General features: G+C 68.5%; 24 protein-coding genes. 12 read left to right on the top strand and 12 right to left on the bottom strand.

Annotated features, from left to right (window positions below):
• Positions 1–16 precede the first annotated feature (16 nt).
• Positions 17–289 (bottom strand): hypothetical protein, encoded by a 273-nt coding sequence (locus tag QM732_RS16255; RefSeq protein WP_415657144.1) that lies wholly within the window; start codon positions 287–289, stop codon positions 17–19.
• Positions 290–538: 249 nt separating this feature from the next.
• Between QM732_RS16255 and QM732_RS16250 the strand changes: the two genes are divergently transcribed.
• The 5 genes from QM732_RS16250 to QM732_RS16230 are packed head-to-tail and all read left to right on the top strand — an operon-like array spanning position 539 to position 5,641.
• Positions 539–1,042 (top strand): MarR family winged helix-turn-helix transcriptional regulator, encoded by a 504-nt coding sequence (locus tag QM732_RS16250; RefSeq protein WP_415657143.1) that lies wholly within the window; start codon positions 539–541, stop codon positions 1,040–1,042.
• Positions 1,039–3,096, top strand: coding sequence for an FUSC family protein (locus QM732_RS16245; RefSeq protein ID WP_415657142.1), 2,058 nt, complete (start codon positions 1,039–1,041; stop codon positions 3,094–3,096). The genes QM732_RS16250 and QM732_RS16245 overlap by 4 nt, the downstream gene beginning before the upstream one ends.
• Positions 3,093–3,302 (top strand): DUF1656 domain-containing protein, encoded by a 210-nt coding sequence (locus tag QM732_RS16240; protein ID WP_415657141.1) that lies wholly within the window; start codon positions 3,093–3,095, stop codon positions 3,300–3,302. The genes QM732_RS16245 and QM732_RS16240 overlap by 4 nt, the downstream gene beginning before the upstream one ends.
• Positions 3,303–3,311: 9 nt before the next feature.
• Positions 3,312–4,205, top strand: coding sequence for an efflux RND transporter periplasmic adaptor subunit (locus QM732_RS16235; RefSeq protein ID WP_415657140.1), 894 nt, complete (start codon positions 3,312–3,314; stop codon positions 4,203–4,205).
• Positions 4,206–4,231: 26 nt separating this feature from the next.
• Positions 4,232–5,641: an efflux transporter outer membrane subunit gene (locus QM732_RS16230; protein WP_415659401.1), complete on the top strand. Its 1,410-nt coding sequence runs from the start codon at positions 4,232–4,234 to the stop codon at positions 5,639–5,641.
• A gap of 88 nt (positions 5,642–5,729) precedes the next feature.
• Here the strand turns inward: QM732_RS16230 and QM732_RS16225 are convergent, their stop codons facing one another.
• From QM732_RS16225 to QM732_RS16205, 5 genes are all read right to left on the bottom strand, one after another.
• Entirely contained in the window at positions 5,730–6,371 is a 642-nt protein-coding gene (locus tag QM732_RS16225) for an L-threonylcarbamoyladenylate synthase (protein ID WP_415657139.1), read from the bottom strand.
• Complete coding sequence (locus QM732_RS16220; protein WP_415657138.1) at positions 6,371–7,234, bottom strand: 3',5'-nucleoside bisphosphate phosphatase; 864 nt, start codon at positions 7,232–7,234, stop codon at positions 6,371–6,373. Before QM732_RS16220 ends, QM732_RS16225 begins: the two co-directional genes overlap by 1 nt.
• Before the next feature lie 49 nt (positions 7,235–7,283).
• Positions 7,284–9,107 (bottom strand): bifunctional diguanylate cyclase/phosphodiesterase, encoded by a 1,824-nt coding sequence (locus QM732_RS16215; protein ID WP_415657137.1) that lies wholly within the window; start codon positions 9,105–9,107, stop codon positions 7,284–7,286.
• Positions 9,108–9,226: 119 nt separating this feature from the next.
• Positions 9,227–10,921, bottom strand: a complete 1,695-nt coding sequence (recJ, locus tag QM732_RS16210) for a single-stranded-DNA-specific exonuclease RecJ (RefSeq protein WP_415659400.1) — start codon at positions 10,919–10,921, stop codon at positions 9,227–9,229.
• A gap of 38 nt (positions 10,922–10,959) precedes the next feature.
• A complete protein-coding gene (locus QM732_RS16205; protein ID WP_415657136.1) occupies positions 10,960–11,835 on the bottom strand; it encodes a hypothetical protein in 876 nt (291 codons plus the stop codon).
• Positions 11,836–11,980: 145 nt separating this feature from the next.
• Here QM732_RS16205 and ppk1 point away from each other — a divergent pair, with 145 nt between their 5' ends.
• On the top strand, positions 11,981–14,041 hold the full coding sequence (ppk1, locus tag QM732_RS16200; protein ID WP_415657135.1) for a polyphosphate kinase 1: 2,061 nt from the start codon (positions 11,981–11,983) through the stop codon (positions 14,039–14,041).
• A 10-nt stretch (positions 14,042–14,051) separates the two neighbouring features.
• Complete coding sequence (gene sixA, locus QM732_RS16195) at positions 14,052–14,513, top strand: phosphohistidine phosphatase SixA (RefSeq protein WP_415657134.1); 462 nt, start codon at positions 14,052–14,054, stop codon at positions 14,511–14,513.
• 14 nt (positions 14,514–14,527) lie between these two features.
• On the opposite strand, the gene QM732_RS16190 is transcribed toward sixA, so the two are convergent.
• Complete coding sequence (locus QM732_RS16190) at positions 14,528–16,021, bottom strand: exopolyphosphatase (protein ID WP_415657133.1); 1,494 nt, start codon at positions 16,019–16,021, stop codon at positions 14,528–14,530.
• Positions 16,022–16,081: 60 nt separating this feature from the next.
• Between QM732_RS16190 and QM732_RS16185 the strand changes: the two genes are divergently transcribed.
• Both QM732_RS16185 and QM732_RS16180 read left to right on the top strand, forming a co-directional pair.
• Complete coding sequence (locus QM732_RS16185) at positions 16,082–16,945, top strand: dienelactone hydrolase family protein (RefSeq protein ID WP_415657132.1); 864 nt, start codon at positions 16,082–16,084, stop codon at positions 16,943–16,945.
• A gap of 69 nt (positions 16,946–17,014) precedes the next feature.
• Positions 17,015–17,797, top strand: a complete 783-nt coding sequence (locus QM732_RS16180; protein WP_415657131.1) for a ZIP family metal transporter — start codon at positions 17,015–17,017, stop codon at positions 17,795–17,797.
• Between the two features lie 402 nt (positions 17,798–18,199).
• On the opposite strand, the gene QM732_RS16175 is transcribed toward QM732_RS16180, so the two are convergent.
• The 4 genes from QM732_RS16175 to QM732_RS16160 form a co-directional block, all read right to left on the bottom strand.
• Positions 18,200–18,634 (bottom strand): universal stress protein, encoded by a 435-nt coding sequence (locus QM732_RS16175; RefSeq protein ID WP_415657130.1) that lies wholly within the window; start codon positions 18,632–18,634, stop codon positions 18,200–18,202.
• Positions 18,635–18,712: 78 nt separating this feature from the next.
• Positions 18,713–19,540 (bottom strand): sulfurtransferase, encoded by an 828-nt coding sequence (locus tag QM732_RS16170; protein ID WP_415657129.1) that lies wholly within the window; start codon positions 19,538–19,540, stop codon positions 18,713–18,715.
• A 130-nt stretch (positions 19,541–19,670) separates the two neighbouring features.
• Positions 19,671–20,555, bottom strand: coding sequence for a DMT family transporter (locus QM732_RS16165; RefSeq protein WP_415659399.1), 885 nt, complete (start codon positions 20,553–20,555; stop codon positions 19,671–19,673).
• A gap of 17 nt (positions 20,556–20,572) precedes the next feature.
• Positions 20,573–21,685, bottom strand: a complete 1,113-nt coding sequence (locus tag QM732_RS16160) for an aromatic ring-hydroxylating oxygenase subunit alpha (RefSeq protein ID WP_415657128.1) — start codon at positions 21,683–21,685, stop codon at positions 20,573–20,575.
• Positions 21,686–21,920: 235 nt separating this feature from the next.
• Between QM732_RS16160 and xseB the strand changes: the two genes are divergently transcribed.
• From xseB to dxs, 3 genes are read left to right on the top strand one after another with little or no spacing between them, the layout of a single operon-like run.
• Positions 21,921–22,178, top strand: coding sequence for an exodeoxyribonuclease VII small subunit (gene xseB / locus QM732_RS16155; protein WP_415657127.1), 258 nt, complete (start codon positions 21,921–21,923; stop codon positions 22,176–22,178).
• Positions 22,175–23,062, top strand: a complete 888-nt coding sequence (locus QM732_RS16150; RefSeq protein WP_415657126.1) for a polyprenyl synthetase family protein — start codon at positions 22,175–22,177, stop codon at positions 23,060–23,062. The genes xseB and QM732_RS16150 overlap by 4 nt, the downstream gene beginning before the upstream one ends.
• Before the next feature lie 27 nt (positions 23,063–23,089).
• Entirely contained in the window at positions 23,090–24,985 is a 1,896-nt protein-coding gene (gene dxs, locus QM732_RS16145) for a 1-deoxy-D-xylulose-5-phosphate synthase (RefSeq protein WP_415657125.1), read from the top strand.
• Here the strand turns inward: dxs and QM732_RS16140 are convergent.
• Positions 24,933–25,841 (bottom strand): LysR family transcriptional regulator, encoded by a 909-nt coding sequence (locus tag QM732_RS16140; protein WP_415657124.1) that lies wholly within the window; start codon positions 25,839–25,841, stop codon positions 24,933–24,935. The two genes, dxs and QM732_RS16140, sit on opposite strands and share 53 nt — an antisense overlap.
• Positions 25,842–25,874 lie beyond the last annotated feature (33 nt).

Here is a 25,874-nt window from a genome sequence, read left to right as displayed (position 1 = left end):
TTCTGACGATGCCGGATCAGGCGTGCTTGGTCGTGGACTTGGCAGCGGCCAGGGTTTGGCGCTGCAGCGTGGCTTCGCTGTAGCCGACGACGACGACGCGCGGCAGTTGGGCAACTTCGCGCTGGGCGTGGCCGGTCACGACGACGCGGGGCAGTTGAGCAACTTCGCGGGTGGCCTTGCCGGTGACGACGACTCGCTCCAGCTTGACGACATCGCGCGGGGCGGCATGGGCGGCGGCCGAGAAGGCCAGGGCAGCGACGGTGGCGAAGAAGGTGATTTGCTTGCTCATGATGGACTCCGTTCGGTGGGCTTCGAACCGCGTGATTGCTTGTTCGATGGAGTCAGTTTCGGCAATGAGGCCGTTCGCTTCCAGGGTGCTGCGATCAAGCGCCGGCCGCGCCGGATGAACTGCAAGAACGCTGGATGAGCTGCGCTCCCTGCGATCGGATCGCGGCTGTGCGTGCAAGGCTTGCATCGCGTCCGGTTCCGATGTCCAATTGTATTAAATAGCAAGCTTGCTAATATAATGACCTCGCCGATGAATCCCCCCCGAGCACTGACCCGTACCGCACGCGAGCTCGCGCTGATGACCCTTGGCGTGAGCCTGTCAATCCTGGACCGTGCCTACCGTGCCGCGGCCAACCAGGCGGTGGCCCATGTAGGCCTGTCGCAGTCCATGGCTTGGCCGCTGGTGATGATCGGCCGCCATGGCGAGGGCATGCGCCAGGGCGTGCTGGCCGAGTTGCTGGGCATCGAGGGGCCTTCGCTGGCGCGATCGCTCGACCAGTTGGTGGCCGGCGGTTTCGTCGAGCGGCGCGAAGACTCGGCCGATCGCCGCGCCAAGACCATGCACCTGACCGAGGCCGGTGCCGACGCCTGCGCGCAGATCGAGGGGACCCTGCGGACGATGCGCGAGGAGCTCTACGAGGGCGTGAGCGACGCCGACCTGCAAGCCTGCCTGCGCGTGTTCACCGTGATGCAAGGTCGCCTGAACTGCCCGCAGCCGGTGGTCCCGCCGTTGCCGGATGACGTGTGCCAATGAAGCTGCCCGAGCTGCCGCGCTTCACGCCCGCAGAGCTGCTGTTCTCGGCCAAGTGCTTCGCTGCCGCGATGCTGGCCATGTTCCTGGCCAGTTGGGCTGGCCAGCCGCGCCCCTTCTGGGCGCTGATGACCACTTACGTGGTGGCGCATCCCCTGGCCGGTGCAGTGCGCTCCAAGGCCATGTTCCGGCTGCTGGGCACCGGGGTCGGTAGCGTCGCTGCCGTATTGTTGGTGCCGGGCCTGGCCAACGCGCCGGAGCTGCTGAGCCTGGCGCTGGCGCTGTGGGTAGCGCTGTGCCTGTTCTGCTCGCTGCAAGACCGCACGCCGCGCGCCTACGCCTTCATGCTGGCCGGCTACACCGCAGCGCTGATCGGTTTCCCTGCGGTGGATCAGCCGCTGCAGATCTTCGACACCGCGGTCGCGCGGGTCGAGGAGATCGGCCTGGGCATACTGGCCGCCACTCTGGTGCACAGCCTGGTACTGCCGACCGGGTTGAGCGCCAGCGTACTGGGCCTGGTGGATCGCAGCCTGGGTGACACACGCCGCTGGCTCGGCGACCTGCTGCAGGGCCGCGGGGGGGCGGCCGCACCGCTGCAGGCTGATCGGCGTCGCGTCGCCGGTGACATCACCCAGCTGCGCCTGCTGTCAACCCACATTCCCTACGACACCAGCGCTCTGCGCTGGAGCGGTGACTCGGTGCATGCGTTGCAGGATCGCATTGCCGCATTGACCCAGACCCTGGCTGCCGCCGAGGACCGGCTGGAGGCGCTGCGGCAGCACGAGGGCAATGGCTTGCCGGCGGACGTGGACACGCTGCTGGCGGCGCTGGGCGACTGGCTGCAACAGGCCGAACCGGAGCGGCGGACTCGGGAGCCGGTGCTTCGCGCCGCGATCGCCGCGTTGCCGTCCGGCGCCTTTGCCGGCGACGACTGGGGCCGGGCGCTGCGCATCGCATTGGCGGCGCGGCTGGACGAGCTGCTGCTTGGTTGGCAGCAGGGCCAGGCGCTGCGCGCTGGGATAGACGCCGGTATGCAGGGCGGGCGCCCACAGGCAGCCAGTGTGCGTCCGGCGCGTGGTGCGGTGCTGCATCTGGACGCCGGCATGGCGGCCTGGTCGGCCCTGGCCGCGGCCGTGGCCATCGGGCTGTGCTGCGCCTTCTGGATCCTGACCGGCTGGCCCATGGGGTCTGCCGCTGCGATGATGGCCGCAATCTTCTGCAGCTTCTTCGCGGGCATGGATGATCCGGTACCGGCCATCCACGGCTTCATGAAGTGGACGCTGTGGTCCATTCCGATCGCCGCCCTCTACCTGCTGGTGCTGTTGCCATTGGTGCAGGACTTCGCCACGCTGGCCTTGGTGTGCGCCCCACTCGTGCTGCCGCTGGGCGCCCTTGTGGCGCGGCCGGCGACGATGGGGCAGGCCCTGCCGCTCTTGTTCGGTGTGGTCGGCGCGCTGGCGATGCATGACACGGCGCAGGCCGATCTGGTGAGTTTCCTGAACTCGATGCTGGGGCAGGTGGTCGGCATCCTGGTCGCGGCGCGGACCACGCGGCTGCTGCGCTCGGTAGGGGCCGACTGGAGCGCGAGACGCATCCAGCGTGCCACCTGGCGCGAGCTGGCTGAGCTGGCGCGTGCGCCGCGCGTGGCCGAGCGCGAGGGGCAGGCCTACGGCTTGCGCATGCTGGACCGCGTCGCCCTGTTGGCGCCGCGTGTCGCGCAGTCCGGCGGTTCGGTCGAGGGCGTCCCCACCGACGACGCGCTGCGCGATCTGCGCCTGGGCGCAGACCTGTTGGCACTGCAGCGCGCCCGTACCGCCCTGCCGGGTACCGCGCAGCCTGCGCTGCAAGGTCTGCTCGACGAACTGGCCACGCTGCTACCGCGCCACGCTCGTCCGCCGCAAGCCTTGCTGGCGCGTCTGGATGAACTGCTGCGCGGCGCGCTGGCGGCCTCGGCCGACGCAGCGGTCGGCGCTCTGGTGGGCCTGCGCCGCCACCTGTTTCCCGATGCCGAGCCGCTGGCCGGCGCAACCACCTGCACCGAAAGGAGTGTCCCGTGATCGGTGCGATCGACGTGCTGGGGCTCTACCTGCCCTGGCTGATGCCGCTCGCCGGCCTGGCTCTGCTCGCACTGTGGGGCGCACGCCGCCTGCTGGCCGCTGCCGGCCTGTATCGCTGGGTCTGGCACCCGGCCCTGTTCGACATGGCGCTCTACCTGCTGCTGCTCTACGGCATCAGCAGTAGCGCCGCCCTCCTGCTGAGCTGAAGTATCGCCATGCAAATCCGCAAGTTGTCCCTTCCTTCCCCGCAGCGGCTATTGCCGGTGGCCGTGACCCTCGTGGCCGTGGCCGGCGCCATCTGGGCTGGCCTGCGCCTGTGGGAGCGCTACGAGGTCTCGCCCTGGACCCGCGACGGCAGGGTGCGCGCCAACGTCGTGCAGATCGCCCCCGACGTTTCCGGCCTGGTCACCGCAGTGCCAATCCGGGACAACCAGCAAGTGACGGCGGGCGCCCTGCTGTTCGAGGTGGATCGCGTGCGCTTCCGGCTGGCATTGCGCCAGGCCCAGGCTCAGCTGGGTGCGCAGCGCCTAGCCTTGGCGCAGGCGCGCCGCGAGAGTGTCCGCAACATCGAGTTGGGCGGCCTCGTTTCACAGGAGGCGCGTGAGCAGACCCGCACTCGCGCTGAACAGGCCGAGGCAGCTCTGGCCCAGGCCGAGGTGGCGCTGGACGCAGCACGCCTGAACCTGGAACGCGCCTCGGTGCGAGCGCCCAGCGCCGGTCTTGTGACCAATCTCGACCTCCGCCAGGGAGCCTACGCCAGCGCCGGCCATCCGGTGCTGGCCCTGGTGGACGCCGGTTCGCTCTATGTCGAGGGCTATTTCGAGGAGACCAAGCTGGCGCGCATCCATGTGGGCGACCGGGTTGCGGTCACGCCGATGGGCGGCGCCGCATTGGGCGGACGGGTCGAGAGTCTGGCGGCCGGCATCGCCGACCGCGATCGCACTACCGGCACAAACCTGCTGCCCAGCGTCAACCCCAGCTTCAACTGGGTGCGGCTTCCGCAGCGCGTGCCGGTACGCGTGCGTCTGGATCCGTTGCCGACCGGCACGCACCTGGTGGCAGGCCAGACTGTCAGCGTGCAGGTGCTGGCGCAGGAGCAGGCTTCGTGAGCCGGCCACTGCCGCGACTGGCGCTGATGCTGGGCCTAGCGGCGGTCGTGGCGGGATGCAGCACGGCCCCTGTAGGCCCTGACTACCGTGTGCCCGGACAAGCGCTGGCGCTGCGGACCGAGGCCGCGACCGGATTCCAGCAGGCGCAGCCGGCGATCTTCACCAGTGCTCCGCTGCCGGCTCACTGGTGGCGCCTCTATGGCGATACCCAGCTCGACGCGCTGGTGCAGGAGGCGCTTGAGGGCAACACCGACCTGCGCCAGGCCGTGGCCAATTTGGAGCGGGTGCGTGCGATCGAGGATGAGGTGGCCGGTGGACGCAGGCCTACGCTGGGCGTGGGTGGTGGCCCGTCCTTTGGGCATGCCTCGGGCCTGTCAATGCTGAGGCCGAGCTACGAGCCGCCCAACGCCTTCCACTACAGCGCCAGCCTGGGCCTGTCCTATCAGATGGACCCGTTCGGCCAATTGCAGCGTGCGCTCGAAGCGGCCGTGGCCGGCAGCGCCGCCGCCGAGGCGGCGCGCGACCTGGTACGCGTGCAAGTGGCAGCCGGCGTGGCGCGGGCCTATGCCGAGACCTGTGCCACCGGGTTGCGCCTGCGCAGCGCCGAGCACTCGCTGGCGCTGCAGGAGGAGGCGGTGGCGTTGACCGAACGCATGCGCGCGGCCGGCCGCGTCGGAGCGATCGACGCGGCGCGAGCGCGCCGCCAGGCCGAGCAACTGCGCGCTGCACTACCGCCGCTGCAGGCCCAGCGCCAAGGTGCGCTGTACCGGCTGGCCACGCTCAGCGGACGGCTGCCCGAGTCTTTTCCGCAGGAGCTGGCGGGCTGCAGTGTGCCGCCGCAGCTGGCGGCCACTGCCATACCCGTGGGCGACGGCGCGGCGCTGTTGCGCCGCCGGCCCGACATCCGTCAGGCCGAGCGCGAGCTGGCCGCGGCTACCGCGCGCATCGGTGTGCAGATCGCCGATCGCTACCCGAAGGTCAACTTGGGCCTGTCGGTAGCGTCGGCCGGCGCGCTGGACGGCTTCGCGCGTCGCGACACCCTGGCCTGGAGCCTGGGGCCGCTGATTTCCTGGAGCCTGCCCGATACCGGCGTAGTCGATGCCCGCATCGCGCAGGCCGAAGCCGGAGCGCGGGTTGCGTTGGCGCGCTTTGACGGCACGGTGCTGACGGCGCTGCGGGAGACCGAGAGCGCGCTCAATGTCTACGCCCGCGAGCTGGACCGACGTGCCGCGCTGCAGGCTGCTCGCGACGAGGCCGCCACAGTGGCTGCACAGGCGCGCCGCCTTTATCAGGGGGGCAAGGTCGGCTACCTGGACGCGCTGGATGCTGAGCGAGCACTGGCCGACAGTGAAGCCGCACTGGCCGGCAGCGAAGCTGCGCTGGTGGATGAGCAGGTGCAGCTGTTTCTTGCGTTGGGCGGCGGCTGGGAGTCTTGAAGGCGTGGCCGGTGTTTGCGGCGTGGATGACTTGGAGTGCGCTGGTCCTGCAAACCGGCCCCCACAGCCCCCGAGCCGGACTGCCGCGCTACGGTGAGTCCAGCTGCAGGCCTAGTCTGGCCAGCTCGCCCCGGCCCTGGCGTACCAGGACGGGCTCGTCGCCCTGGCTCAGGTCCAGCACGGTGGTCGGCTGGGCAGGGCAGGCGCCTGCGTCCAGCACGAACTGCAACTGCCGGTCCAGGCGTTCGCTGACGGCGGCGGCATCGTTCATCGGCTCGCTGTCGCCGGGTGGGATCAGCGTGGTGGAAAGCAGCGGCTCGCCGAACAGCGCCAGCAGCTCCTGGGTGACCTTGTGGTCGGGCACGCGCAGGCCGATGGTGCGGCGGCTGGGGTGGGACAGGCGGCGCGGCACTTCCTTCGTGGCCGGCAGGATGAAAGTGTAGGCGCCGGGCGTGGCGAGCTTGAGCAGGCGGTACTGGCGGTTGTCCACCATCGCGTAGTTGGCCAGCTCGGACAGGTCGCGGCACAGCAGCGTCAGGTGGTGCTTCTCGTCCACGCCACGTACACGACGCAGCGCCTCGGCGGCAGCCTTGTCATCCAGCCGGCAGACGAAGGCGTAGCTGGAGTCAGTCGGGATGGCGCCGATCCCACCGGCCTGCAGCATCTGTACGCACTGGCGCAGGAAGCGCGGCTGCGGGTTGTCGGGGTGGACTTCGAAGAGCTGGGCCATCAGTGGTGAATCCGCTCGGCGAGCGCCGCCCACACCGGCGCCAGCCGGCCTGCCAGCGGGGGCAGCGCGCCGAGGTCGACGCGGCTTTCCTCGGGTGAATGGAAGTCCGAGCCGCGTGAGGCCAGCAGCCCGAATTCCAGTGCTACGTCGGCGTAGCGTGTGAACTCTGCCGCCGTGTGGCTGCCTGTGACCACCTCGATGCCACGCCCGCCGTGGGCCATGAATTCGGTGATCAGCGCGTACTCCTCGATAGGTGTGAAGTCGTAGCGGCCCGGGTGGGCGATGACGGCGATGCCGCCAGCTCGGGTGATCCAGCCCACCGCGTCTTTCAGTGCCGCCCAGCGGTGCGGCACGAAGCCGGGCTTGCCGTCAGTCAGGAAGCGGCGGAAGACTTCGGGTACGTCCGCGCAGAAACCACCGTCGACGAGGAAGCGCGCGAAATGGGTGCGCGAGATCAGTTCCGGGTTGCCGACGTACTTCAGTGCGCCCTCGAAGGCCCCTGTGATGCCAGCCTGGGCCAGGCTGGCTGCCATCTCGCGGGCGCGCGATTCGCGGCCGCCGCGCGTTGCGCGCAGGCCTTCGATCATCTCGGAGGCATTGTGGTCGAAGCCCAGTCCGACGATGTGGACGACGCGGCCGGCGAAGGTCACCGAGATCTCGGTGCCGGTCAGGTAGGGCAGGCCCAGTGTCCGGGCGGCGTCAATGGCGCGTTGCTGGCCACCGATCTCATCGTGGTCCGTCAGCGACCACAGCTCCACCCCCGCGGCCTTGGCGCGCCCGGCCAGAGCTTCGGGCGTCAGCGTGCCGTCTGAGACGACCGAGTGGCAATGCAGGTCGGCGTTGAGCGTGGTGGCGAGGTTCACGCCTTGATTGTGTCAGCCCGCCATCATCAGATGGTTGGCAATGGTTACGTCACCAGTGCTGCGCCATCAGCAGCAGCGGCTGGGGCTGGCGGCGGTCGACGAAGAAGCGGCTGCCGCCAGCGCGGCCCTTGGCCACGCGCTTGGGCTCTGCCAGCGCGGCGCTCAGAGCCCGCGCGTTCTCGAAATGACCCGGAAGATGCAGTACGGCGCCGGCCGAGATCGTTGGCAGGGGGTGGAAGCTGGGCTGGTTCTGGCGGTTCAGCGTCTCGTAGCCGCCGGCCGCCAGGTGCTCGGCGGAAAAGAAGCTGCGCACGCCGGTGTCGAAAGCCTTGCAGATGCGCTCCAGGCGGCCTTCCCAGTCGGTGCTGCTGAGCACCATGACGAAGTCGTCGCCGCCGATGTGGCCGACGAAATCGACCTGCGGGTCGGCGGCCTGGGTCAGTACACGAGCGGCAAGACGGATGATGTCGTCGCCGATACGGTAGCCATAGACATCGTTGAAGGGTTTGAAGTGATCGATGTCCCAGACCACGGCGACGAAGGTCTCGCCGGCCTCGATGAGGCCGTCGAGATGGTTGTCTATGGGTACGTTACCGGGCAGCAGCGTTAGCGGGTTGGCGTAGCGGGCCGCGTGCACCTGCAGGTCGGACACGGCCTTGAGCAGGTCGGAGCTGCGGCCGGAGCCGAAGTAGGTGCCGTCGCGCGTGACGATGAAGCCGTCGATCAGCAGACGCTCATCCAGGTTGGCCAGTGCATCGCTCATGGCGCGCAGCGGCGTGGCGACGTCGACGACCAACGGGCTGGGATCCATCAGCTCGGCGCAGCTGTGCTTCTCGAAAATGTCCATGAAATAGCGCTCCGTGCTGCGCTTGAGCACATGCAGGGAGCGCAGCACGCCGATGGGGCGTTGCTGGTCGTCCAGCACCGGGATGGCCAGCAGTTGCTCGTCAGCATGGAAGAGGTCGATGATGCTGCGGCAGTTGGTGGAGGCGGTGACGGTCAGGCCGCGGCGGGCGAGCTGGCCGGCGCTGGTGATAGCGCCCTGGGCCAACGGGAGTGCGAGGTCGTTCTGCAGCAGGCGCGGCTGGCCCACGGCGGCCAGCCGGCCGCTCCACTGCGCGCTCAGGGACGCGCGCGGCGTGGCACTCGGGCGGGCGAACAGATAGCCCTGGCAGATGGTGAGGCCCAGGCGGCGCAGTACCTCGAGGTCGGGCTCTTGCTCCAGGCCTTCGGCGACGACTTCGCAGCCACTGGTGGCAGCCATCTCGACGATGGAGCGCACGAACTGCTGCTTCAGCGGCTCTTGGGCGATGCCGTCGATGAAGTGCCGGTCGATCTTGACGAAATCCGGCCGCATCTCCATCCAGCGACGCAAGCTGGCAAATCCCTCGCCAAGGTCGTCCAGCGCGACGCGGAAGCCCCGCTCGCGCAGCGCCTGCAGCGCGTCGTCCAGTTGGGCGAGATCCTCGATGGGGCGGGTCTCGGTCAGCTCGATGACGACGCGGGAGGTCGGCAGGCCCAGCTCGCCCAGTTCTCCGGCCAGCAGCCCGGCATGCTCGCGCGCGCCGATCAGCGTGTCGGCGGTGACGTTGAGGAAGAGCAGGCCCGGCAGCCCAAGGGCCTTGAAGCGTTGGATCGCGCGCCGGATGATGAGATGCTCCAGCTCGACGAGCCGACCCAGGCGGGCGGCGGCCTCGAACAGCACCAGCGGCGAATGCAGGGGGCCGTCGGCCGGCGCGCGGGTCAGCGCCTCGAAACCGTAGATCTCGGCACGGTCGATGGCGACCAGGGGTTGGAAGTGGATGTCGAAGCTGCGCTGTTCGATCAGTCGATCGAGGGCGTCGGCAAGGGGATCGGGCGCGCTGGCGCGCATGAGGGGCTCCGGGTCGGCGCGCCGGCCCGGGACATCCGGGCTGGCGGCGCGGATTCTTGGAAGCACCTGTGACATTCCGGTGACTGGTGGCGGCGGGCCTGGCGGGCCTGCCAACTCCGTCACGCCTGCGCGGCCTCGATGATGTACTGGATGCGCTGCTGGCCCTGCCATTCGTCCAGGCTCAGGCGATAGGCCAGCGTGACCTGCTCCGGCAGCATGTCGATATGGTTGAACCAGATCGCGTCGACGAGGCGGCCGGCATGGCGCAGGCGCAGCTTCAGGTGTTTCTCGCCCACCAGCCGCTGCGAGATCAGTTCGAAGCGGTTGCAGAACACGGGCGGCTCGAAGCCCTGGCCCCAGACCTGGGCATCCAGCAGCCGAGCGGTCTCGGGCGTCGCGGCCTCAGCGGGGAGGGCGCCGTCGTGGCGCAGTGTGCGGGTCAGGTCCTGGTCGTTCAGCCATTCCTCGGCGACGCGGGCCAGGGCGAGCGCGAAGCGGTTCATGTCGTCCACGGCCAGGGTGGCGCCTGCGGCCATCGCATGGCCGCCGAACTTCGCCAGCAACTCGGGCTCGCGCTTGGCGACCAGATCCAGCGCGTCGCGCAGGTGGAAGCCCGGGATGGAGCGGCCCGAGCCCTTGAGCTGCCCGTCCGCGCCGCGTGCGAACACGAAGGTGGGACGGTGCACGCGATCCTTGATGCGCGAGGCGACGATGCCCACCACCCCTTCGTGGAAATCGGCGTCGAACAGCGCGACGGCCGGTGGCAGTGCACCCTCCAGCGCTGCGACGAGGCTGTCCAGCCGCGCCTCGGCCATCTCGCGCATGCCGCTCTCGATCTCTCGGCGCTCGCGGTTGATGGCGTCGAGCTGGGTGGCGAGCTCGAGCGCGCGCTCGGGATCGTCGGTCGTCAGCGTCTCTATGCCAAGCGTCATGTCGGCCAGCCGGCCGGCGGCATTGATGCGCGGGCCCAGGGCAAAGCCGAGGTCGAAGCCCTGCGCCTTGCTGGCGTCACGCTTGGAGGCGCTGAACAGCGCCATCACGCCTGGCTGGGCGCGGCCGCTGCGCATGCGCTTGAGGCCTTGCGCGACGAGACGGCGGTTGTTGGCGTCGAGCTTGACGACGTCTGCCACGGTGCCAAGTGCCACCAGGTCCAACAGGCCATCCAGCCTCGGCTCCGGGTTGGGCAGGGCACCGCGCGATCGCAGCTCGGCGCGCAGCCCCAGCAACACGTAGAAGGCTACGCCCACGCCGGCCAGGGACTTGCTGGAGAAGGTACAGCCCGGTTGGTTGGGGTTGACGATGGCGTCTGCCTCGGGGACGACGACGGCGCCGTCCACGAGGGCGGGCAGGTGGTGGTCGGTCACCAGCACCTTCAGGCCGTGCGCGCGGGCGTGGGCCACCCCGGCGAGGCTGGCAATGCCGTTGTCTACCGTGACAAGCAGGGCGGGTTGCTGCTCCAGCGCGAGGTCCACGATCGTGGGTGTCAGGCCATAGCCGTGTACGGCGCGGTCGGGGACGACATAGCCCACCTGGTCGGAGCGCGCCCCAAGCAAGCACAGGCCGCGCAGCATGACGGCGCAGGCGGTGGCTCCGTCGCAGTCGTAATCGGCCACGATGACGAGGCGGCCGCCGGAATGGATCGTGTCGGCCAGCAGCCGCGCAGCCTCGGGCAGGCCCTTCAATCCATGGGGGCCGGCCGGCGGCAGCAAATGGGCCACGCTCTCGTCCAGCTCGGCGGCATCACTCACGCCACGCGCGGCCAGCAGCCGGGCCAGCAGCGGCGCGACGCCTGACTGCTCCAGCGCCCAGGCCATGCGCGGTGGCACGTCGCGTTCGATCAGGCGCGGGGAGTTCACAGGGCCTCCAGAATGGCGGCCACGTCGGGGGTCTTCAGGCGGCGTTTGAGCCTTTCCAGCAACGACAGCGGCTGTGTCGTGAAGCGGCGCGCGAAGCGTTCGCCGCAGAGTGTCAGGCTGGTCAGCTCGCCAGCCAGCGGACCGGCGTCCAGGCGCTGCCAGGCCTCAGCCCAGGCGGCAAGATCGCCGTTCAGCAGCGGCTCGGTCAGGCGCGCGTCCACGCTCACATCGAGCGGTTGGCCGTTCGAGCGGCCGATGTCGCCTATCCACACCGAGTTGATCGCGTGCTCGCCGCGCGCCTCGCGCTCCATATTGAGCGCATGCCCGTGCAGAAGCATCTGGGCTTCGTTCTGCCAGCGGCGCAGCACGCGGCTATCGGGCAACCAAGGCTCGATGGGGCGGCCGGCGGCGCGCTCGATGCTGGCAGCGCTCAAGCCCTCCAGCGCCGTCGCGTGACCGATGGTCCAGCGTGTCGCGTCCAGCAGCCGCCATTGCCAGCCTTCGTTCTCGGGCCAGAGCTCCTGCAGCACGGCAGCGAAGCGGGCTGCGTCGGATTCAGACAGGCTCAGCGCTGCCGGGGGCAGCACGTCGACGCCGTCTGTGCCGACGGCCAGATGCACAGGTGTCATTAGCGCCCAGGCCAGCGTGGCGTCGGCGTCCAGACTCCAGGCGGCCGCGCTGGGCTGCAACTGCCCATGCAGCGCGGCCAGCGCAAGATGGTGTGGTGGGTGGGGCGAGAACTCGTCACTCCCCCAGGTCTCGGCGGGACTGAGGCGGGCCAGTTGTGCCGTCAGGTTCGGCAGAGGCAGGGCCCCGAAGGCATGCCGCGCGGCTTCGTCCAGCGCGCCGGCATGGGGAATCATCAGATGCATGGACCGGATTATCCCGGGGTGTCGAACCTGGAGACAGCCGCCCGGCGCATCGACCGGCCTGGCGCAGCGGGCCGCGTAGCGGGGACTCCCAACCGCCATTTCCAGCTTCAACGCGTTGTCACACAAGCTTCATACACTTTTCTTCATGACCGACCCGACCCCGTTGAAGCTGCTCAATCGCGAACAGGCCATCCTCGAGTTCAACCGACGCGTCCTCGCCCAGGCCCAGCGCGAGGACGTGCCGCTGCTGGAGCGGCTGCGCTACATCTGCATCGTGTCGAGCAACCTGGACGAGTTCTTCGAGGTGCGCTTCGCCGACATGCTGGAGGCTGCGCGCGACCCGCTCAGCACCGTGACGGGCCAGGACGTCGACCGCGTCGGCCGCGCGGCGCACACGCTGATCGACGAGCAGTACCACGTCTTCAACGAGCAGTTGACGCCGCTGCTGAACCGTGAGCGCATCGTCATCCTCAACCATGCCGACCGCGACGAGCTGCAGCGGCGCTGGGTGGCCAAGTTCTTCGAGCGCGAGGTGCGACCGCTGCTGGTGCCGGTGGGGCTGGACCCAGCCCATCCCTTCCCGCAGGTGGCAAACAAGTCGCTGCACTTCATCGCCCGGCTGTCGGGCAAGGACGCCTTTGGTCGCGACAACCGCATCGCCATCGTCAAGGTGCCGCGCGTGCTCCCGCGCGTCATCAAGCTGCCCGCCAACCTCAGCGACAACCGCCAGGCCTACGTGCTGCTGACCAGCGTCATCCGCGCCCACCTGGAGGAACTGTTCCCGGGCCGCAAGGTGGAGGCCTTCTCGCAGTTTCGCGTTACGCGGGACTCCGACCTGGAGGTGGACGAGGAGGAGATCGCCAACTTGCGCCACGCGTTGCGCTCGGGGCTGACGACGCGCCACTTCGGTCGTGCGGTGCGGTTGGAGGTTGTCAACACCTGTCCGGCCGAGTTGTCGGAGTTCCTGCTGGAGCAGTTCGGCCTTCCCGCCGCGGCGCTGTACCGCGTCAACGGGCCGGTCAATCTCGTACGCCTGAACGAGCTCATCGACCAGACGGATGCTCCTGAGTTGCGTTTCAGACCCTTTGAGCCGGCCTGGCCGGCGGGGCGGCTGCCGCGCCACAAGTCAATCTTTGAGCGGCTCAAGAAGGGTGACGTGCTGCTGCACCATCCATTCGAGAGCTTCGAGCCTGTCGTGCAGATGCTGCGTGAGGCGGTGGCGGACCCCGATGTGCTGGCCATCAAGCAGACCATCTACCGCACCGGCGCCAAGTCGGAGCTGATGGATCTGCTCATCGAGGCTGCGAGGCGCGGCAAGGAGGTGATGGCCGTCGTGGAGCTGAAGGCGCGCTTTGACGAGGAAGCCAACATCAACTGGGCCGAGCGGCTGGAGGCCGTTGGTGCGCAGGTGGTATACGGCATCGTCGGCTACAAGACCCATGCAAAGCTGCTGCTGGTCATGCGCCGCGAGAACGGTAAGTTGCGTCGCTATGCCCACGTGTCGACCGGCAACTACAACCCCAAGACGGCACGGCTGTACACCGACCTCGGCCTGCTGACGGCCGATGCCGACCTGACGGCCGACGCCGACTCGGTGTTTCGCCAGCTTGCGTCGCTCGGCAAGTTCAAGGCGCCGAGGCGCATGCTGCTGGCGCCCTTTAACATGCACAGCCGCATGCTGGAGCTGCTTGCCCATGTCGAGGCGGCAGCGCTGGCCGGCTACAAGGGCGCGCGCGTCGTCGTGAAGATCAACGCGCTGACCGACGCAGAACTCATCCACGGCCTGCTGCGCACCGCCCAGGCCGGTGCCAGGATTGACCTCATCGTGCGCGGCGCCTGCATGCTGCCACCCGGCCTGCCTGGCGTCAGCGACAACATCGTCGTGCGCTCGGTCGTGGGACGCTTCCTGGAGCATTCGCGCGTCTGCTATTTCCGATGGGCCGAAGCGACGGCCACGGACGACGGCGAAGCGCTGTTCCTGTCCAGCGCCGACTGGATGAGCCGCAACATGTTCCGTCGTATCGAGGTGGCCTGGCCGGTGCTGGATCCCAGGCTACGCCAGCGTGTCATCGACGAGGCGCTGCAGCCCTATCTGCACGACACCTTGGATGCCTGGCAGCTCGGCCCTGACGGCCGTTCGACGCGGGTCGACCCCAACGGCGGCGTCAGCGCCCAGCAGGCGCTCATGCGGCGCTATTCTGAGTAGAGGCGCGGAGATGGATCTGATCCTCTGGCGCCATGCCGAAGCCGAAGTCATCGCTGCCGGCCAGGATGATCTGCAGCGTGCGCTGACGCCCAAGGGCGAGCGCCAGGCCAGGCGCATGGCGGGGTGGCTAAACCACCGGCTGGCGGCGTCAACGCGCGTGCTCGTCAGCCCTGCACTGCGTTGTCGCCAGACGGCCGAAGCCCTGGGGCGTGAGGTCCGTGTCGTGCCGGCCATCGCACCCGACGCACCCATTGAAGCCCTCATCGATGCCAGTCGCTGGCCCAGGGCCAGCGAGCCCGTGCTGATCTGCGGCCATCAGCCGACGCTGGGGCGCCTGGCAGCGCAACTGCTGGCCGGTGTCGAGCAGGAATGGGCCGTCAAGAAGGGCGCCGTCTGGTGGCTGCGCTGGCGCCAGCGCGACGGCGAACCTGAGGTGACGCTGCACGCCGTGCAAGGCCCGGACGCACTCTGACGGGCGCGTAAGCCTCAGGCCAGCATGAGCTCCAGCAGGCCGGTGCGGGCCCAGGCCTCGGCCTCTTCCTTCAGCAGGAAGCGCGTGCGTGCCTGGCCTTCGGTCCAGTTCTTGGGGCAGTGCAGCGTCAGCTGCCTGCCTTCGCGCTGCAGCACCGGACCGCTGCCCTGCACCGGCGTGCGTGCATGGCAGAGGATGACGGCCAGGCGCAGCGCGACGACCTGCTCAAGCAGCGCCGGATCCGCGAGCTGAGACTCCAGCTTGCGCAGGCCGCCGCGCTGCCCCAGCGCCAGCGTGGCCAGACGCTGCAGCTGGTTGGTCGAGAAGCCCGGCGCGTCCACATGGGCGATCAGGTAGGCGCTGTGGCGGTGGTGGTCATGGTGGGAGACCAGCATGCCGATCTCGTGCAGGGCCGCTGCCCAGCGCAGCTCGCGCAGTAGCTCGGCCGCAGGCTTGGGCGCGAGATGCCGGTAGAGCCGCTCGCCCTGGGCAGCCACGCGCTCTGCCTGGCCGACGTCGACGCCGAAGCGCAGCTGCAGCTCTGTGACCGATGCGCCGCGCGGGTCGCGGGCGCCACTGGGCTGCAGGCGCTCGGCGAGGTCGAAGATGACACCCTGGCGCAGCGCGCCCTTGGTGGCCCGCAGCTCGGCGATGCCGAACTGGGTCAGCAGCGTGTAGAGGATGCACAGGCCGCCGGCGACGACGGGGCGCCTGTCGTCCTTCAGGCCGGGCAGCTGCAGCTTGTCCTGCGAGCCGGCGGCGAGGCACTGCTCGATGCACCAGCGCAGCGCGGCCGGCGTGACGCGGCCATCGGTCTGGCCGCTGGCCGCGAGGATCTGCGACACAGCGCCCACAGTGCCCGACGAGCCCAGCGCCTCCTGCCAGAGCTCGGGGCGGAACAGCGTCAACGCCTCCTCGAGCTCGGCGCCAGCCGCGACCTGGGCGGCGCGGAACGCCTCGGCGGTGTAGAGGCCCTCGGCAAAGAAGCGCAGAGACAGGCCCACACTGCCGACGCCGAAGGACTCGGCCAGCAGAGGCTTGCGGCCGCGACCGAGGATCATCTCGGTGGAACGCCCGCCGATGTCGATGACGAGGCGGGGCTTGTTGGACGGCTGCAGGCGCGCGACGCCAGCGAAGATCATGCGTGCTTCTTCGCGGCCGGCGATGACTTCGACGGGATGGCCCAGAACCGCCTGCGCGCGGGCCAGGAACGCGTTGCGATTGCGTGCCTCGCGCAGAGTCTGCGTCGCGACGGCACGTATGCGCTCGGGCGGGATGCCAACGAGCTGTTCGCCAAAGCCTTTCAGGCAGGCCAGGCCGCGCTGCATGGCCTCCTCGGTCAACATGCCCTGCGCATCGAGGCCGGCGCCCAGGCGCACGCTTTCCTTGATGTAGCTGACCCGCTGGTAGCGTTCGCCAGTCAGGCGGGCCAACTCGAGGCGGAAGCTGTTGGAGCCGATGTCGATGGAGGCCCAAAGGCTGTTCGCGGAGTCGGGACGCTGCGTCATGGGCGGGATTGTCGGGGCAAAATTTGACGCCCTTTCGTAACCACCCGCCCGGGAGAGTCCATGTTGAAAGACGAGATCGACAGCCTCGCGCCGTCCCGCGACTTCAGTCGTCGCAGCTTTGTGCAAACAACGGTGGGCAGCGGTTTTGCGGCCGCCGTTCTGCCGGTGGCTGCGCAGACGATCAGCACCGACGCGGCCGGCCTGGTAGCCGGCGGTGTCAGCATCCCGGTGGGCGACTTCCAGATGCCGGCCTACCGCGCCGCGCCCGCAGGCGGCAAGAACCTGCCCGTCGTGCTGGTGGCCAGCGAGATCTTCGGCGTGCATGAGCACATTGCCGACGTCTGCCGGCGGCTGGCCAGGCAGGGCTATATGGCCATCGCGCCCGAGCTCTTCGTGCGCCACGGCAACGCCGGCGCCTTTACCGACATCCCCAAGCTCATCAGCGAGGTCGTCGCCAAGGCGTCCGATGCCCAGGTCAATGGTGACCTCGATGCCGCCGTCGCCTGGGCTGCGGCTCACGGCGGCGACACCGCCAAGCTCGGCATCACGGGCTTTTGCTGGGGCGGGCGCACGGCCTGGTCGTATGCGGCCCACAACCCAAGGTTGGCGGCGGCGGTGGCCTGGTATGGCCCGGTGGCGCGCAATTACCATGCCGGCGACAAGACCATCATCGAACGTGCTGCCAGCATCAAGGCACCGGTGCTGGCGCTGTACGGTGCCGCGGACGGCGGCATTCCGGTCGAGACGCTGACCCAGCTTGAGGCCGCCCTCAAGGCTGCCGGCAACACCCAGTGCGAGTTCGTCGTCTATCCCGATACGCCACATGCCTTCCATGCCGACTACCGGCCCAGCTACCGCAAGGCGGCCGCCGAAGATGGCTGGGCCAGATGCCTGGCTTGGTTCAAGAAGAACGGCGTCGCTTGACAGCTCTGCTAGGCTGAATGGGTCCGGGCCGCAGTCCAAGGCTGTGGCCCGTTGCTTTTGCCCTATCCCATGACCCTTCTCTACATCGTGCTCGCCACCTTCGCAGGCGGGCTGCTGTCGGTGCTCGTCGCCGCCAGCTTGACCGTCGGCGTGCTGACCCGTCTCGTGAAGAGCCTCGTCAGTCTGTCGGCCGGCATCTTGCTGGGCACTTCGCTCCTGAATGTGCTCCCCGAGGCCTTCGAGAGCCAGACGGCCCAGCCTCAGACGCTGTTCGCCGTACTGCTTGCGGGCCTGCTGTTCTTCTGGCTGCTGGAGAAGGTGGAGCTGTATCGCCACGTGCACCACCACGAGGGTGACGGTCACCACCATCACCACCACTTCGACGCCGAGCAGGCAGGGCGTGGCGGGCTGACCGTGCTGGTGGGCGACAGCATCCACAACTTCTGCGACGGCGCCATCATCGCGGCGGCCTTCCTGGCCGACACGAGGCTGGGTTTCGCGACGGCGCTGGCCATCGTGGCCCACGAGATCCCGCAGGAGGTGGGCGACTACATCGTGCTGCTGAACGCCGGCCTGTCGCGCGCCAAGGCACTGCTCTTCAACGCGATCTCGGGCATGGCCTCGGTCGTCGGCGGCGTGCTGGGCTACTTTCTGATTGGCAGTTTCGAGGGCGTTCTACCGTATTTGCTGGTGCTGGCGTCCAGCAGCTTCATCTACATCTCAGTGGCTGACTTGCTGCCGCAGCTGCAGCAGCGCCTGGCCTGGCGCGAGACGCTGGCCCAGGTGGCCTGGCTGGCCGTAGGGCTGGGCGCGGCCTTCACCGTGTCGATGATGCTGCACGGCGCACACTGACGCGCGGCCTCAGCCGCAGTGTGCCGCGGGCCGTCAGGCTCGAGGCGGCTGAGGCCAAGGAACTCCGCCTTCTGACTGGATGCCCACCTCGGTTGGATGCCCGGGTGCCGTCCCAGGCGCCGTCGAAGGGGGCCCCGGACTGTGAGGGGCGGCCTTCGCGGCGACTACCACCACCAGCGACGGTGGGGTGGGACGGCTCAAGCGGACTGATTGCTCGGCGACAGGCCGGGAGTCGGTGACGGGCCGGGGATGGAAGAAGCTGAACATGCCACCCATCTCAAGCCATGGTTTCGGGGCTCAAGAGGGGGTTTCCACTCGGCCGCCTGCTGCCGCGGTGGCGGCCTTCAGTGAGCGGCTGAGCGGAACCGGCGGTCGCCGGCCGGCATCAGGCGCCGAGAGAGATCACTTGACGATCAGCACCGGCAGGTCCGTGTGCGTCAGCACTTTCTGCGTCTCGCTGCCCAGCAACAGGGCCGCGACGCCGCGGCGGCCGTGGGAGGCCATGACGATGAGATCGACTCCCTCGGTCTTGGCGTGGTCGATGATGGCTTCCCACGCATGCAGCGCCTCGACGGTGTGGCCCTTGCACGCCAGGCCCTGAGCCGCAGCCGCGGCGCTGACGGCCTCGACGCGCTGGGTGGCGACGCGCTGCTGGGCGTCGATGAACTCCTGCGGCGGAACGGGCTGGATTTCCGAGACCGCGCTGTAGGGGAAAGGCTCCATGACGCTGAGAGTCAGCAACTGGGCGCCATGGACCTTGGCGAGCTGGATGGCGGTGTTGACCGCGTTGGCGGTGATGTCGGAGCCGTCCGTGGGGACGAGGATGCGCTTGAACATTCGATCCTCCAATCGTTGGGGAGGGCTCCAGTGTGGCCCATCAGGCGCTGGAGGGTTTGTCGGAGATCAAGCCGTTGCTCATCCTTGGGCGATCGGGCGGGCCGGGTCGGACGACCATTCGCTCCAGGAGCCCGGGTACAGCAGGCCGTCGCCCAAGCCGGCATGGGCCATCGCCAGCAGGTTGTGGCAGGCCGTCACGCCCGAGCCGCACTGATGGATCACCGAGTCCGCCGCAAAGGGTGCCAGCAGGGGTTGGAACTCGGCGTGCAGCTGAGCCGCCGGCTTGAAGCGGCCTTCCGCGCCTAGGTTGTCCTTGAAGAAACGGTTGCTGGCACCGGGGATGTGGCCGGCAGCCTTGTCCAGGGGCTCGACCTCGCCGCGAAAGCGTTCGCCAGCGCGGGCGTCGATCAGGCGGATGTTGCCGAGCTTCTTGAGCAGCTCGGCGGTGCTGATCTGTCCGACCAGCGACTGGCCGGGCTGCCAGTCTGTAGGCACCGCAGGGGGTACCTCTGCGGTCATGTCGCCATCCCAGGCGCCGTCCAGCACGGCGACTTGCGCATGACCCAGCCAGCGCAGCATCCACCACAGGTGAGCGGCATAGGGGCCGCCCTGGCGGTCGTAGGCGACGACCTGGCGGTCGGCGACCAGGCCCAGGCTGCGCATCAGCGCGGCGAAGTCCGCGCGCTCCGGCAGCGGATGGCGGCCGCGGAAGGCGCCGTCGGCAGCGGTCTTGGCGCCGCAGAGGTCGCGATCCAGGTGCAGGTAGAAGGCGCCGGGGATGTGGCCGGCGGCGTAGGCGCGCTCGCCGGCATCGGTGTCCACGAGGTCGAAGCTGCACTCGATGATCAGCGGGTCGCGCAGTGTGCGCAGTTCGGTGGCGGAAAGTAGCGTGGTGAAGGGTTTCATGGCGGCGATCCATTCAGCGTTGGCGATACCCGCGCGATGTGTTTGCGGCTCAATGCCGCACGCATCGTCGCTCCCATGGGGGGCTGTGCTGGCGCACCGTGTTCGGCGGTGAGCGGCTGGACGAGGGCCTTCATGACTCCGCGGGGTTGAACTGGCTGTCCTTTGCCGGCGGTGCCACCCGGCTGCGCAGCAGCGTGGCGGCCAGGCCGGCGCCGATGATGAGCAGCATGCCGAGGCTTGCCTGCCAGGTCAGCGGATCCTTGAACAGCAGCATGCCGTAGATGAAGGAGAAGACTATGCCCAGGTACTGCAGGCAGGCGTTTACCAGCGGCCGGCCAATGGAATAGGCCCTCGTCAGGCAGACCTGGGCGGTGGTGGCCAGCACGCCGACCGCCAGAAGCAGGGCTGCACCCCATAGCGTATGGGGCTGCAGGCCACCCTGGGTCAGGCCCGTGATGACGGCACCGGCGACGCAGCCGCCGACTGAGAAATAGAAGACGACGCGCAGCTCGGGCTCGCCCGCTCGACCCAGCGCCGTGACTTGCAGATAGGCCATCGCAGCGATCATGCCCGACAGCAGACCGGCCAGGCCGTGCCAGAGCTGCTGCTGATCCAGCGTGGGCCGCAGGATCAGAGCGACGCCAACGAAGCCCAGTAGTACCGAGGCCATCAACCGCCAGTCCAGGCGCTGCGCACCCATCAGCACGGCACCGCCCAGCAGGAACAGGGCCATCCAGACCGAGGACATGTAGTTCAGCGTCATCGCGGTGGCCAGGGGCAGGTGGCTGATGGCATAGAACCACAGGCACAGCGAGGTGACGCCGGAGATGCTGCGCCAGACATGCATGCCGGGCAGGCGGGTCTTGAGGCTTAGCCCCTGGCGGTGTGACAGCAGGGCCATCATGATCGCGCCGACCAGGCCTCGGTACATGACGATCTCGCTGGCCGCATAGAACTCGCTGGCCAGCTTGACGCAGACGCCCATGGTGGCGAACAGCAGCGTCGCCAGGACCATGAGCACCGACGCCGGCATCAGAGGGGGGTGCCGATCTCGTTGCGGTACCACTCGTGGAAGTGCTGCATGCCATCTTCCATCGGGCTTTGGTAGGGGCCTGCCTCGTCGTCGCCGCGCATCATCAAGGCCTTGCGACCAGCGTCCATGCGCTCGGCGATCTCGTCGTCCTCCACGCAAGTCTCCATGTAGGCAGCCTGATGGGCCTCGACGAAATCGCGTTCGAAGGCGGCGATCTCTTCGGGGTAGTAGAACTCGACGAGGTTGAGCGTCTTCTGCGGGCCCTGCGGATGCAGCGTGGAGACCACCAGCACGTGCGGGTACCACTCGACCATGATGTGCGGGTAGTAGGTCAGCCAGATCGCGCCGGCCTCGGGCGGGCGGCCCTCGCGGTACTTCAGCAACTGGTCGTGCCAGCGCTGGTAGACCGGCGAGCCCGGGCGCTCCAGTTCCTGTTGCACGCCCACGGTCTGCACCGAATGGTGCTTGCCGAACTCCCAGGCTAGGTCGTCACAGGTGACGAAGCCGCTCAGGCCGGGGTGGAACGGGCCAACGTGGTAATCCTCCAGATAGACCTCGATGAAGGTCTTCCAGTTGTAGTTGCACTCGTGGACCTGGACCTTGTCGAGCACGAAGCCACCGAAGTCCAACTGGGCGCGAGGGCCTAGCCTGCTCAGCTCGGCTGCGACGTCATGGCCGTTGTCCTCGAATAGCAGGCCGTTCCATTCGTGCAACGGGTAGCGGTTCAGGTCCAGGCAGGGGTCTTCGCTGAAGTGCGGCGCGCCGATCAGTTTGCCTTGGTGCGAGTAGGTCCAACGGTGCAGCGGGCAGACGATATTGGACTGCGTATTGCCGCGCCCGCGCAACATGACCGCCTGGCGATGCCGGCAGACGTTGGAGATCAGCTCGATGCCCTGGGCGGAACGCACCAGCGCCCGGCCTTCACCCTCCTGCGCTAGGGCGTAGTGGTCCCCGATTTCGGGGACCGACAAGGCATGGCCGACGTAGCGGGGGCCTCGCTGAAAGATGCTGGCCTGTTCACGCTGGAACAGATCGGTATCGAAATAGGCGCTCACCGGGAGCTGGGTCTGGCTGCGTTTCAGCGCCGAGACGGGAAGGCTCAGGTCGGACATGATCCAGGCGGGTCTTTCAGGCGAGAGTAGGGGTGCTGCGTCCCTCCGGCGCATCTCGGGGGTGCCGAGTCGGCCAGGTTGCTAGGTGTCGAAAGGGAGCCCGGGGCGCGTGTGCGCGCTCAGGCGAGAGGTGCGGGATTCTACGCATGCACTGTTGCTGCGCTGCGGACAGTTACCTCTGTGTCTGCCGGTCTTGGGAAGCCCGCTGACTACAATTGCCGTTTCGCGTTTTGAAATGACAAAGACCTCTTCCCGCACCAAGGCAGCCGATGCCGATGGCAACGACCTCAGCTACGAGCAGGCGCTCGACGAGCTGGAGCGTCTGGTGGCGGCGATGGAGGGGCAGCAGTTGCCGCTGGACCAGCTCCTACACAGCTACAAGCGCGGCGCGGAGCTGCTGGCACTGTGCCGTGGCCGGCTGCAGGCGGTGGAGCAGCAGGTCAAGCTGTTGGACGGCGCCGAACTGAAGGCCTGGGAGGGCCCGGAATCTTGAATGCACAAGACTTTGAGCGCTGGACCCAGGCGTCGTTGAGCGCCTTCGAGGCGTCTCTGGACGACCTGGTGCCAGCCGGCGCGCCCGCCGGGTTGGGCGAGGCGATGCGCTATGCCGTGCTAGGCGGCGGCAAGCGGCTGCGCCCCCTGCTGGTGCTGGCGAGCTGCGCGGCCGTGGGCGGCGACAGTTTTGCAGCCATGCGGGCGGCTTGCGCCGTCGAGCTCATCCACGCCTATTCACTGGTGCACGACGACATGCCCTGCATGGACGACGACGTCATGCGCCGCGGCAAGCCGACCACGCATGTTGCCTTCGGTGAGGCGCAGGCCATGCTGGCCGGGGACGCGATGCAGGCGTTGGCCTTCGAGGTGCTTACACCCGATACAGGCATTGCCCCGGCGTTGCAGGCCCGGCTGTGCTCGCTGCTGGCACGTTCGGCCGGCCACGATGGCATGGCCGGCGGCCAGGCCATTGACCTGGCCAGCATCGGCAAGCAACTGGACGAATGCACGCTGCGCGACATGCATCGCCGCAAGACCGGTGTGCTGCTGCAGGCTAGCGTCATGATGGGCGCTGCCTGTGGCCCTGCTTCGGCACAGGGGACGAAGTCGCTGTCCGACTATGGAGCTGCCCTGGGGCTGGCCTTCCAGGTCGTCGACGACATCCTCGACGTGACCCAGGACTCCCAAGTGCTGGGCAAGACGGCCGGCAAGGACCAGGATGCCAACAAGCCGACCTATGTCAGCGTGCTGGGCCTGGACGCCGCGCGAGCCTTGGCCCAGGCGCTGCGGGCCGAGGCCAAGGCGGCGCTGGCCGCGAGCGGCCTGGCCGACGTGAGCCACCTGAGCCTGCTGGCCGACTCGGTCGTCGAGCGGGACAACTGAGATCCACCCAGAACCCAGGCCTTAGCCATGGACTACACCCTGCTGAACAGCATCGACAGCCCGGCCGACCTGCGTCGCCTGCCGCGCACCGAACTCCGGCGTCTCGCCGACGAGGTGCGCGCCTACGTGCTGGAGAGCGTCTCCAAGACGGGCGGCCATCTCGGCTCCAACCTCGGCACTGTCGAGCTCACCGTCGCGCTGCACTATGTGTTCAACACGCCGGAAGACCGGCTGGTGTGGGACGTGGGCCACCAGACCTATCCGCACAAGGTGCTGACGGGCCGCCGCGACCGCATGTCTGGCCTGCGCCAGCTTGGCGGTATCAGCGGCTTCCCGCGCCGTGACGAGAGCCCCTACGACACCTTCGGTACCGGCCACTCGTCCACCAGCATTTCTGCAGCCCACGGCATGGCCATGGCTGCCAAGCTCAAGGGCGAGAGCCGCAAGGCCGTGGCCATCATCGGCGATGGCTCGATGACGGCCGGCATGGCCTTCGAGGCGCTGAACAACGCTGGCGTGGCCCACGGCGGCCTGCTGGGCGACGTTCTGGTCATCCTGAACGACAACGACATGTCCATCAGCCCGCCGGTCGGTGCGCTGAACAAGTATCTGGCCCGCCTGATGAGCGGCAGCTTCTATGCCGCCGCGCGGGAGGGCGCCAAGAGCGTGCTGAAGAACACGCCGCTGTACGAGTTCGCGCGCAAGTTCGAGGAGCACACCAAGGGCATGGTCGTGCCGGGCACCATCTTCGAGGAGTTCGGCTTCAACTACGTGGGTCCCATCGATGGCCACGACCTGGAATCGCTGATCCCGACACTTGAGAACTTGCGTGACAAGAAGGGCCCGCAGTTCCTGCACATCGTCACCAAGAAGGGGGCCGGCTACAAGCTGGCGGAGGCCGACCCGGTCAAGTACCACGCCGCGTCCGGCAAGTTCGACCCGGCCGTGGGCTTCGTCAAGCCGGCCACGCCACCCAAGACGACCTTCACCCAGGTCTTCGGCGACTGGCTGTGCGACATGGCTGAGGCTGATTCGCGTCTGGTGGGTATCACCCCCGCGATGCGCGAGGGCTCGGGCATGGTGGAGTTCCACAAGCGCTTCCCGCAGCGCTACCACGACGTCGGCATCGCCGAGCAGCATTCGGTCACTTTCGCCGCCGGCCTGGCCTGCGAGGGCATGAAGCCGGTCGTTGCGATCTACTCGACCTTCCTGCAGCGGGCCTACGACCAGATGGTCCATGACGTGGCCATCCAGAACCTGCCAGTGCTGTTCGCGCTGGACCGTGCCGGCTTGGTCGGTGCCGATGGCGCGACACATGCCGGCAACTACGACATCGCCTACACGCGCTGCGTTCCCAACATGGCCGTGTTGACGCCGGCCGACGAGGATGAATGCCGCCAGGCCCTGTACACAGGCTTCATGCATGACGGCCCGGTGACGGTGCGTTACCCGCGCGGTGCGGGCGTGGGCGTCACGCCGGCGAAGGCCATGACGGTCCAGCCGTGGGGCAAGGGCGAGGTGCGCCGCAAGGGACATGGGATCGCGATCCTGGCCTTCGGCACGTTGCTGTACCCCGCGCTGGAGGCGGCGGAGCGGCTGGATGCGACGGTCGCCAATATGCGCTTCGTGAAGCCGCTGGACGTGGACCTCGTCGCGGAGCTGGCGCGTACGCACGATGCCATCGTCACCATCGAGGACGGCTGCGTGATGGGCGGTGCCGGCAGCGCCGTCACCGAGGCGCTGAACGCCGCCGGGCTCAGCCTGCCGGTGCTGCAGCTGGGGCTACCCGACGAGTTCATCGAGCACGGTGATCCGGCCAAGCTGATGAGCCTGTGTGGCCTGGATGCTGCCGGCATCGAGGCCAGCATCGTCAAGCGCTTTGGCGCGAAGCCGACCGTGGTGCGTTCGAACGCAGCGCGTTGAGCAGGGAGTCGACCAGCGGCTGCGCGGGTCGATGCAAGGGAATAAGGGCGCTGACCCGGTAGGGAATTGACACCGTCAACGGCCGTACGACCAGGCCAGAGCTGGCGCAGGCCGCGGCCGTCAGCGGGTTGACGATGGCCACGCCCAGCCCGGCTCGGACCAGCTCGCACACGGCGACCGCGCTGTGCGTCTGTACGCGCAGCCGCCGGGCGATGCCGGCGGCGTCGAAGCGCGCATCGATTTCGCGCCGGTAGGGGTCGTCCGCGGCCAGGCTGATGAAGTCCTGGCCTGCGAAGGCCTGCAGCGCCAGCGGCCCGGCCGACGCCAGCGCATGGCCGGGCGGCAGCACGGCGACCTCGTCGGCCTCCAGCACCGGCTCAATGTGCACGCCCGGCAGTGGCGTCGCCTGCTCGGCCAGGCCCAGGTCGAAGCGCTGCTCGCTGATCCATGCGTCCAGCAGCGGTGGCTCGGCCGGCGTGATGTCGACGCGCGCCTCGGGATGTGCGCCCAGCAGCGCAGCCAGCGCGCCCGGCAGCAGTGCATGGCTCAGCGCCGGCAGGCTCAGCACCGTCAGCTCTGCATCCTCGTCGCGCCCCAGCGCCTGGGCCCGCTCGATGACGCGGGCCAGGCCCTGGAAGCTGCGCTCCACCTCGTCGAACAACACCCGCGCCCGTGCGGTGGCCTTGAGCCGGCCGCGTTCGCGCTCGAAGAGGGCGTAGCCGAGCAGTTGCTCCAGCCGCGCCAGGTCGCGCGACAGCGTGGGCTGCGACGTGTGCAGCAGCGCTGCCGCGCCGGTGACACTGCCGGCCGTCATGACTGCCCGGAAGACTTCGATGTGGCGGTGCTGGATATCCATATCAGAATTGAATTATCCATGAACAAATTTCAA

It is taken from the genome of Roseateles sp., from assembly GCF_047654805.1.
Taxonomy (GTDB): Bacteria; Pseudomonadota; Gammaproteobacteria; order Burkholderiales; family Burkholderiaceae_C; genus Pelomonas.
Note: the sequence above shows the minus strand (reverse complement) of the source record. Positions and strands in the feature narration are given on the sequence as shown.

What these genes read in the sequence shown, in the direction of transcription:
- QM732_RS16255 (WP_415657144.1), bottom strand. Translation starts at nt 289, where the DNA reads ATGAGCAAGCAAATCACCTTCTTCGCCACCGTCGCTGCCCTGGCCTTC.
- QM732_RS16250 (WP_415657143.1), top strand. Translation starts at nt 539, where the DNA reads ATGAATCCCCCCCGAGCACTGACCCGTACCGCACGCGAGCTCGCGCTG.
- QM732_RS16245 (WP_415657142.1), top strand. Translation starts at nt 1,039, where the DNA reads ATGAAGCTGCCCGAGCTGCCGCGCTTCACGCCCGCAGAGCTGCTGTTC.
- QM732_RS16235 (WP_415657140.1), top strand. Translation starts at nt 3,312, where the DNA reads ATGCAAATCCGCAAGTTGTCCCTTCCTTCCCCGCAGCGGCTATTGCCG.
- QM732_RS16230 (WP_415659401.1), top strand. Translation starts at nt 4,232, where the DNA reads ATGCTGGGCCTAGCGGCGGTCGTGGCGGGATGCAGCACGGCCCCTGTA.
- QM732_RS16225 (WP_415657139.1), bottom strand. Translation starts at nt 6,371, where the DNA reads ATGGCCCAGCTCTTCGAAGTCCACCCCGACAACCCGCAGCCGCGCTTC.
- QM732_RS16215 (WP_415657137.1), bottom strand. Translation starts at nt 9,107, where the DNA reads ATGCGCGCCAGCGCGCCCGATCCCCTTGCCGACGCCCTCGATCGACTG.
- recJ (WP_415659400.1), bottom strand. Translation starts at nt 10,921, where the DNA reads ATGGCCTGGGCGCTGGAGCAGTCAGGCGTCGCGCCGCTGCTGGCCCGG.
- QM732_RS16205 (WP_415657136.1), bottom strand. Translation starts at nt 11,835, where the DNA reads ATGCATCTGATGATTCCCCATGCCGGCGCGCTGGACGAAGCCGCGCGG.
- ppk1 (WP_415657135.1), top strand. Translation starts at nt 11,981, where the DNA reads ATGACCGACCCGACCCCGTTGAAGCTGCTCAATCGCGAACAGGCCATC.
- sixA (WP_415657134.1), top strand. Translation starts at nt 14,052, where the DNA reads ATGGATCTGATCCTCTGGCGCCATGCCGAAGCCGAAGTCATCGCTGCC.
- QM732_RS16190 (WP_415657133.1), bottom strand. Translation starts at nt 16,021, where the DNA reads ATGACGCAGCGTCCCGACTCCGCGAACAGCCTTTGGGCCTCCATCGAC.
- QM732_RS16185 (WP_415657132.1), top strand. Translation starts at nt 16,082, where the DNA reads ATGTTGAAAGACGAGATCGACAGCCTCGCGCCGTCCCGCGACTTCAGT.
- QM732_RS16180 (WP_415657131.1), top strand. Translation starts at nt 17,015, where the DNA reads ATGACCCTTCTCTACATCGTGCTCGCCACCTTCGCAGGCGGGCTGCTG.
- QM732_RS16175 (WP_415657130.1), bottom strand. Translation starts at nt 18,634, where the DNA reads ATGTTCAAGCGCATCCTCGTCCCCACGGACGGCTCCGACATCACCGCC.
- QM732_RS16170 (WP_415657129.1), bottom strand. Translation starts at nt 19,540, where the DNA reads ATGAAACCCTTCACCACGCTACTTTCCGCCACCGAACTGCGCACACTG.
- QM732_RS16165 (WP_415659399.1), bottom strand. Translation starts at nt 20,555, where the DNA reads ATGGTCCTGGCGACGCTGCTGTTCGCCACCATGGGCGTCTGCGTCAAG.
- QM732_RS16160 (WP_415657128.1), bottom strand. Translation starts at nt 21,685, where the DNA reads ATGTCCGACCTGAGCCTTCCCGTCTCGGCGCTGAAACGCAGCCAGACC.
- xseB (WP_415657127.1), top strand. Translation starts at nt 21,921, where the DNA reads ATGACAAAGACCTCTTCCCGCACCAAGGCAGCCGATGCCGATGGCAAC.
- dxs (WP_415657125.1), top strand. Translation starts at nt 23,090, where the DNA reads ATGGACTACACCCTGCTGAACAGCATCGACAGCCCGGCCGACCTGCGT.
- QM732_RS16140 (WP_415657124.1), bottom strand. Translation starts at nt 25,841, where the DNA reads ATGGATATCCAGCACCGCCACATCGAAGTCTTCCGGGCAGTCATGACG.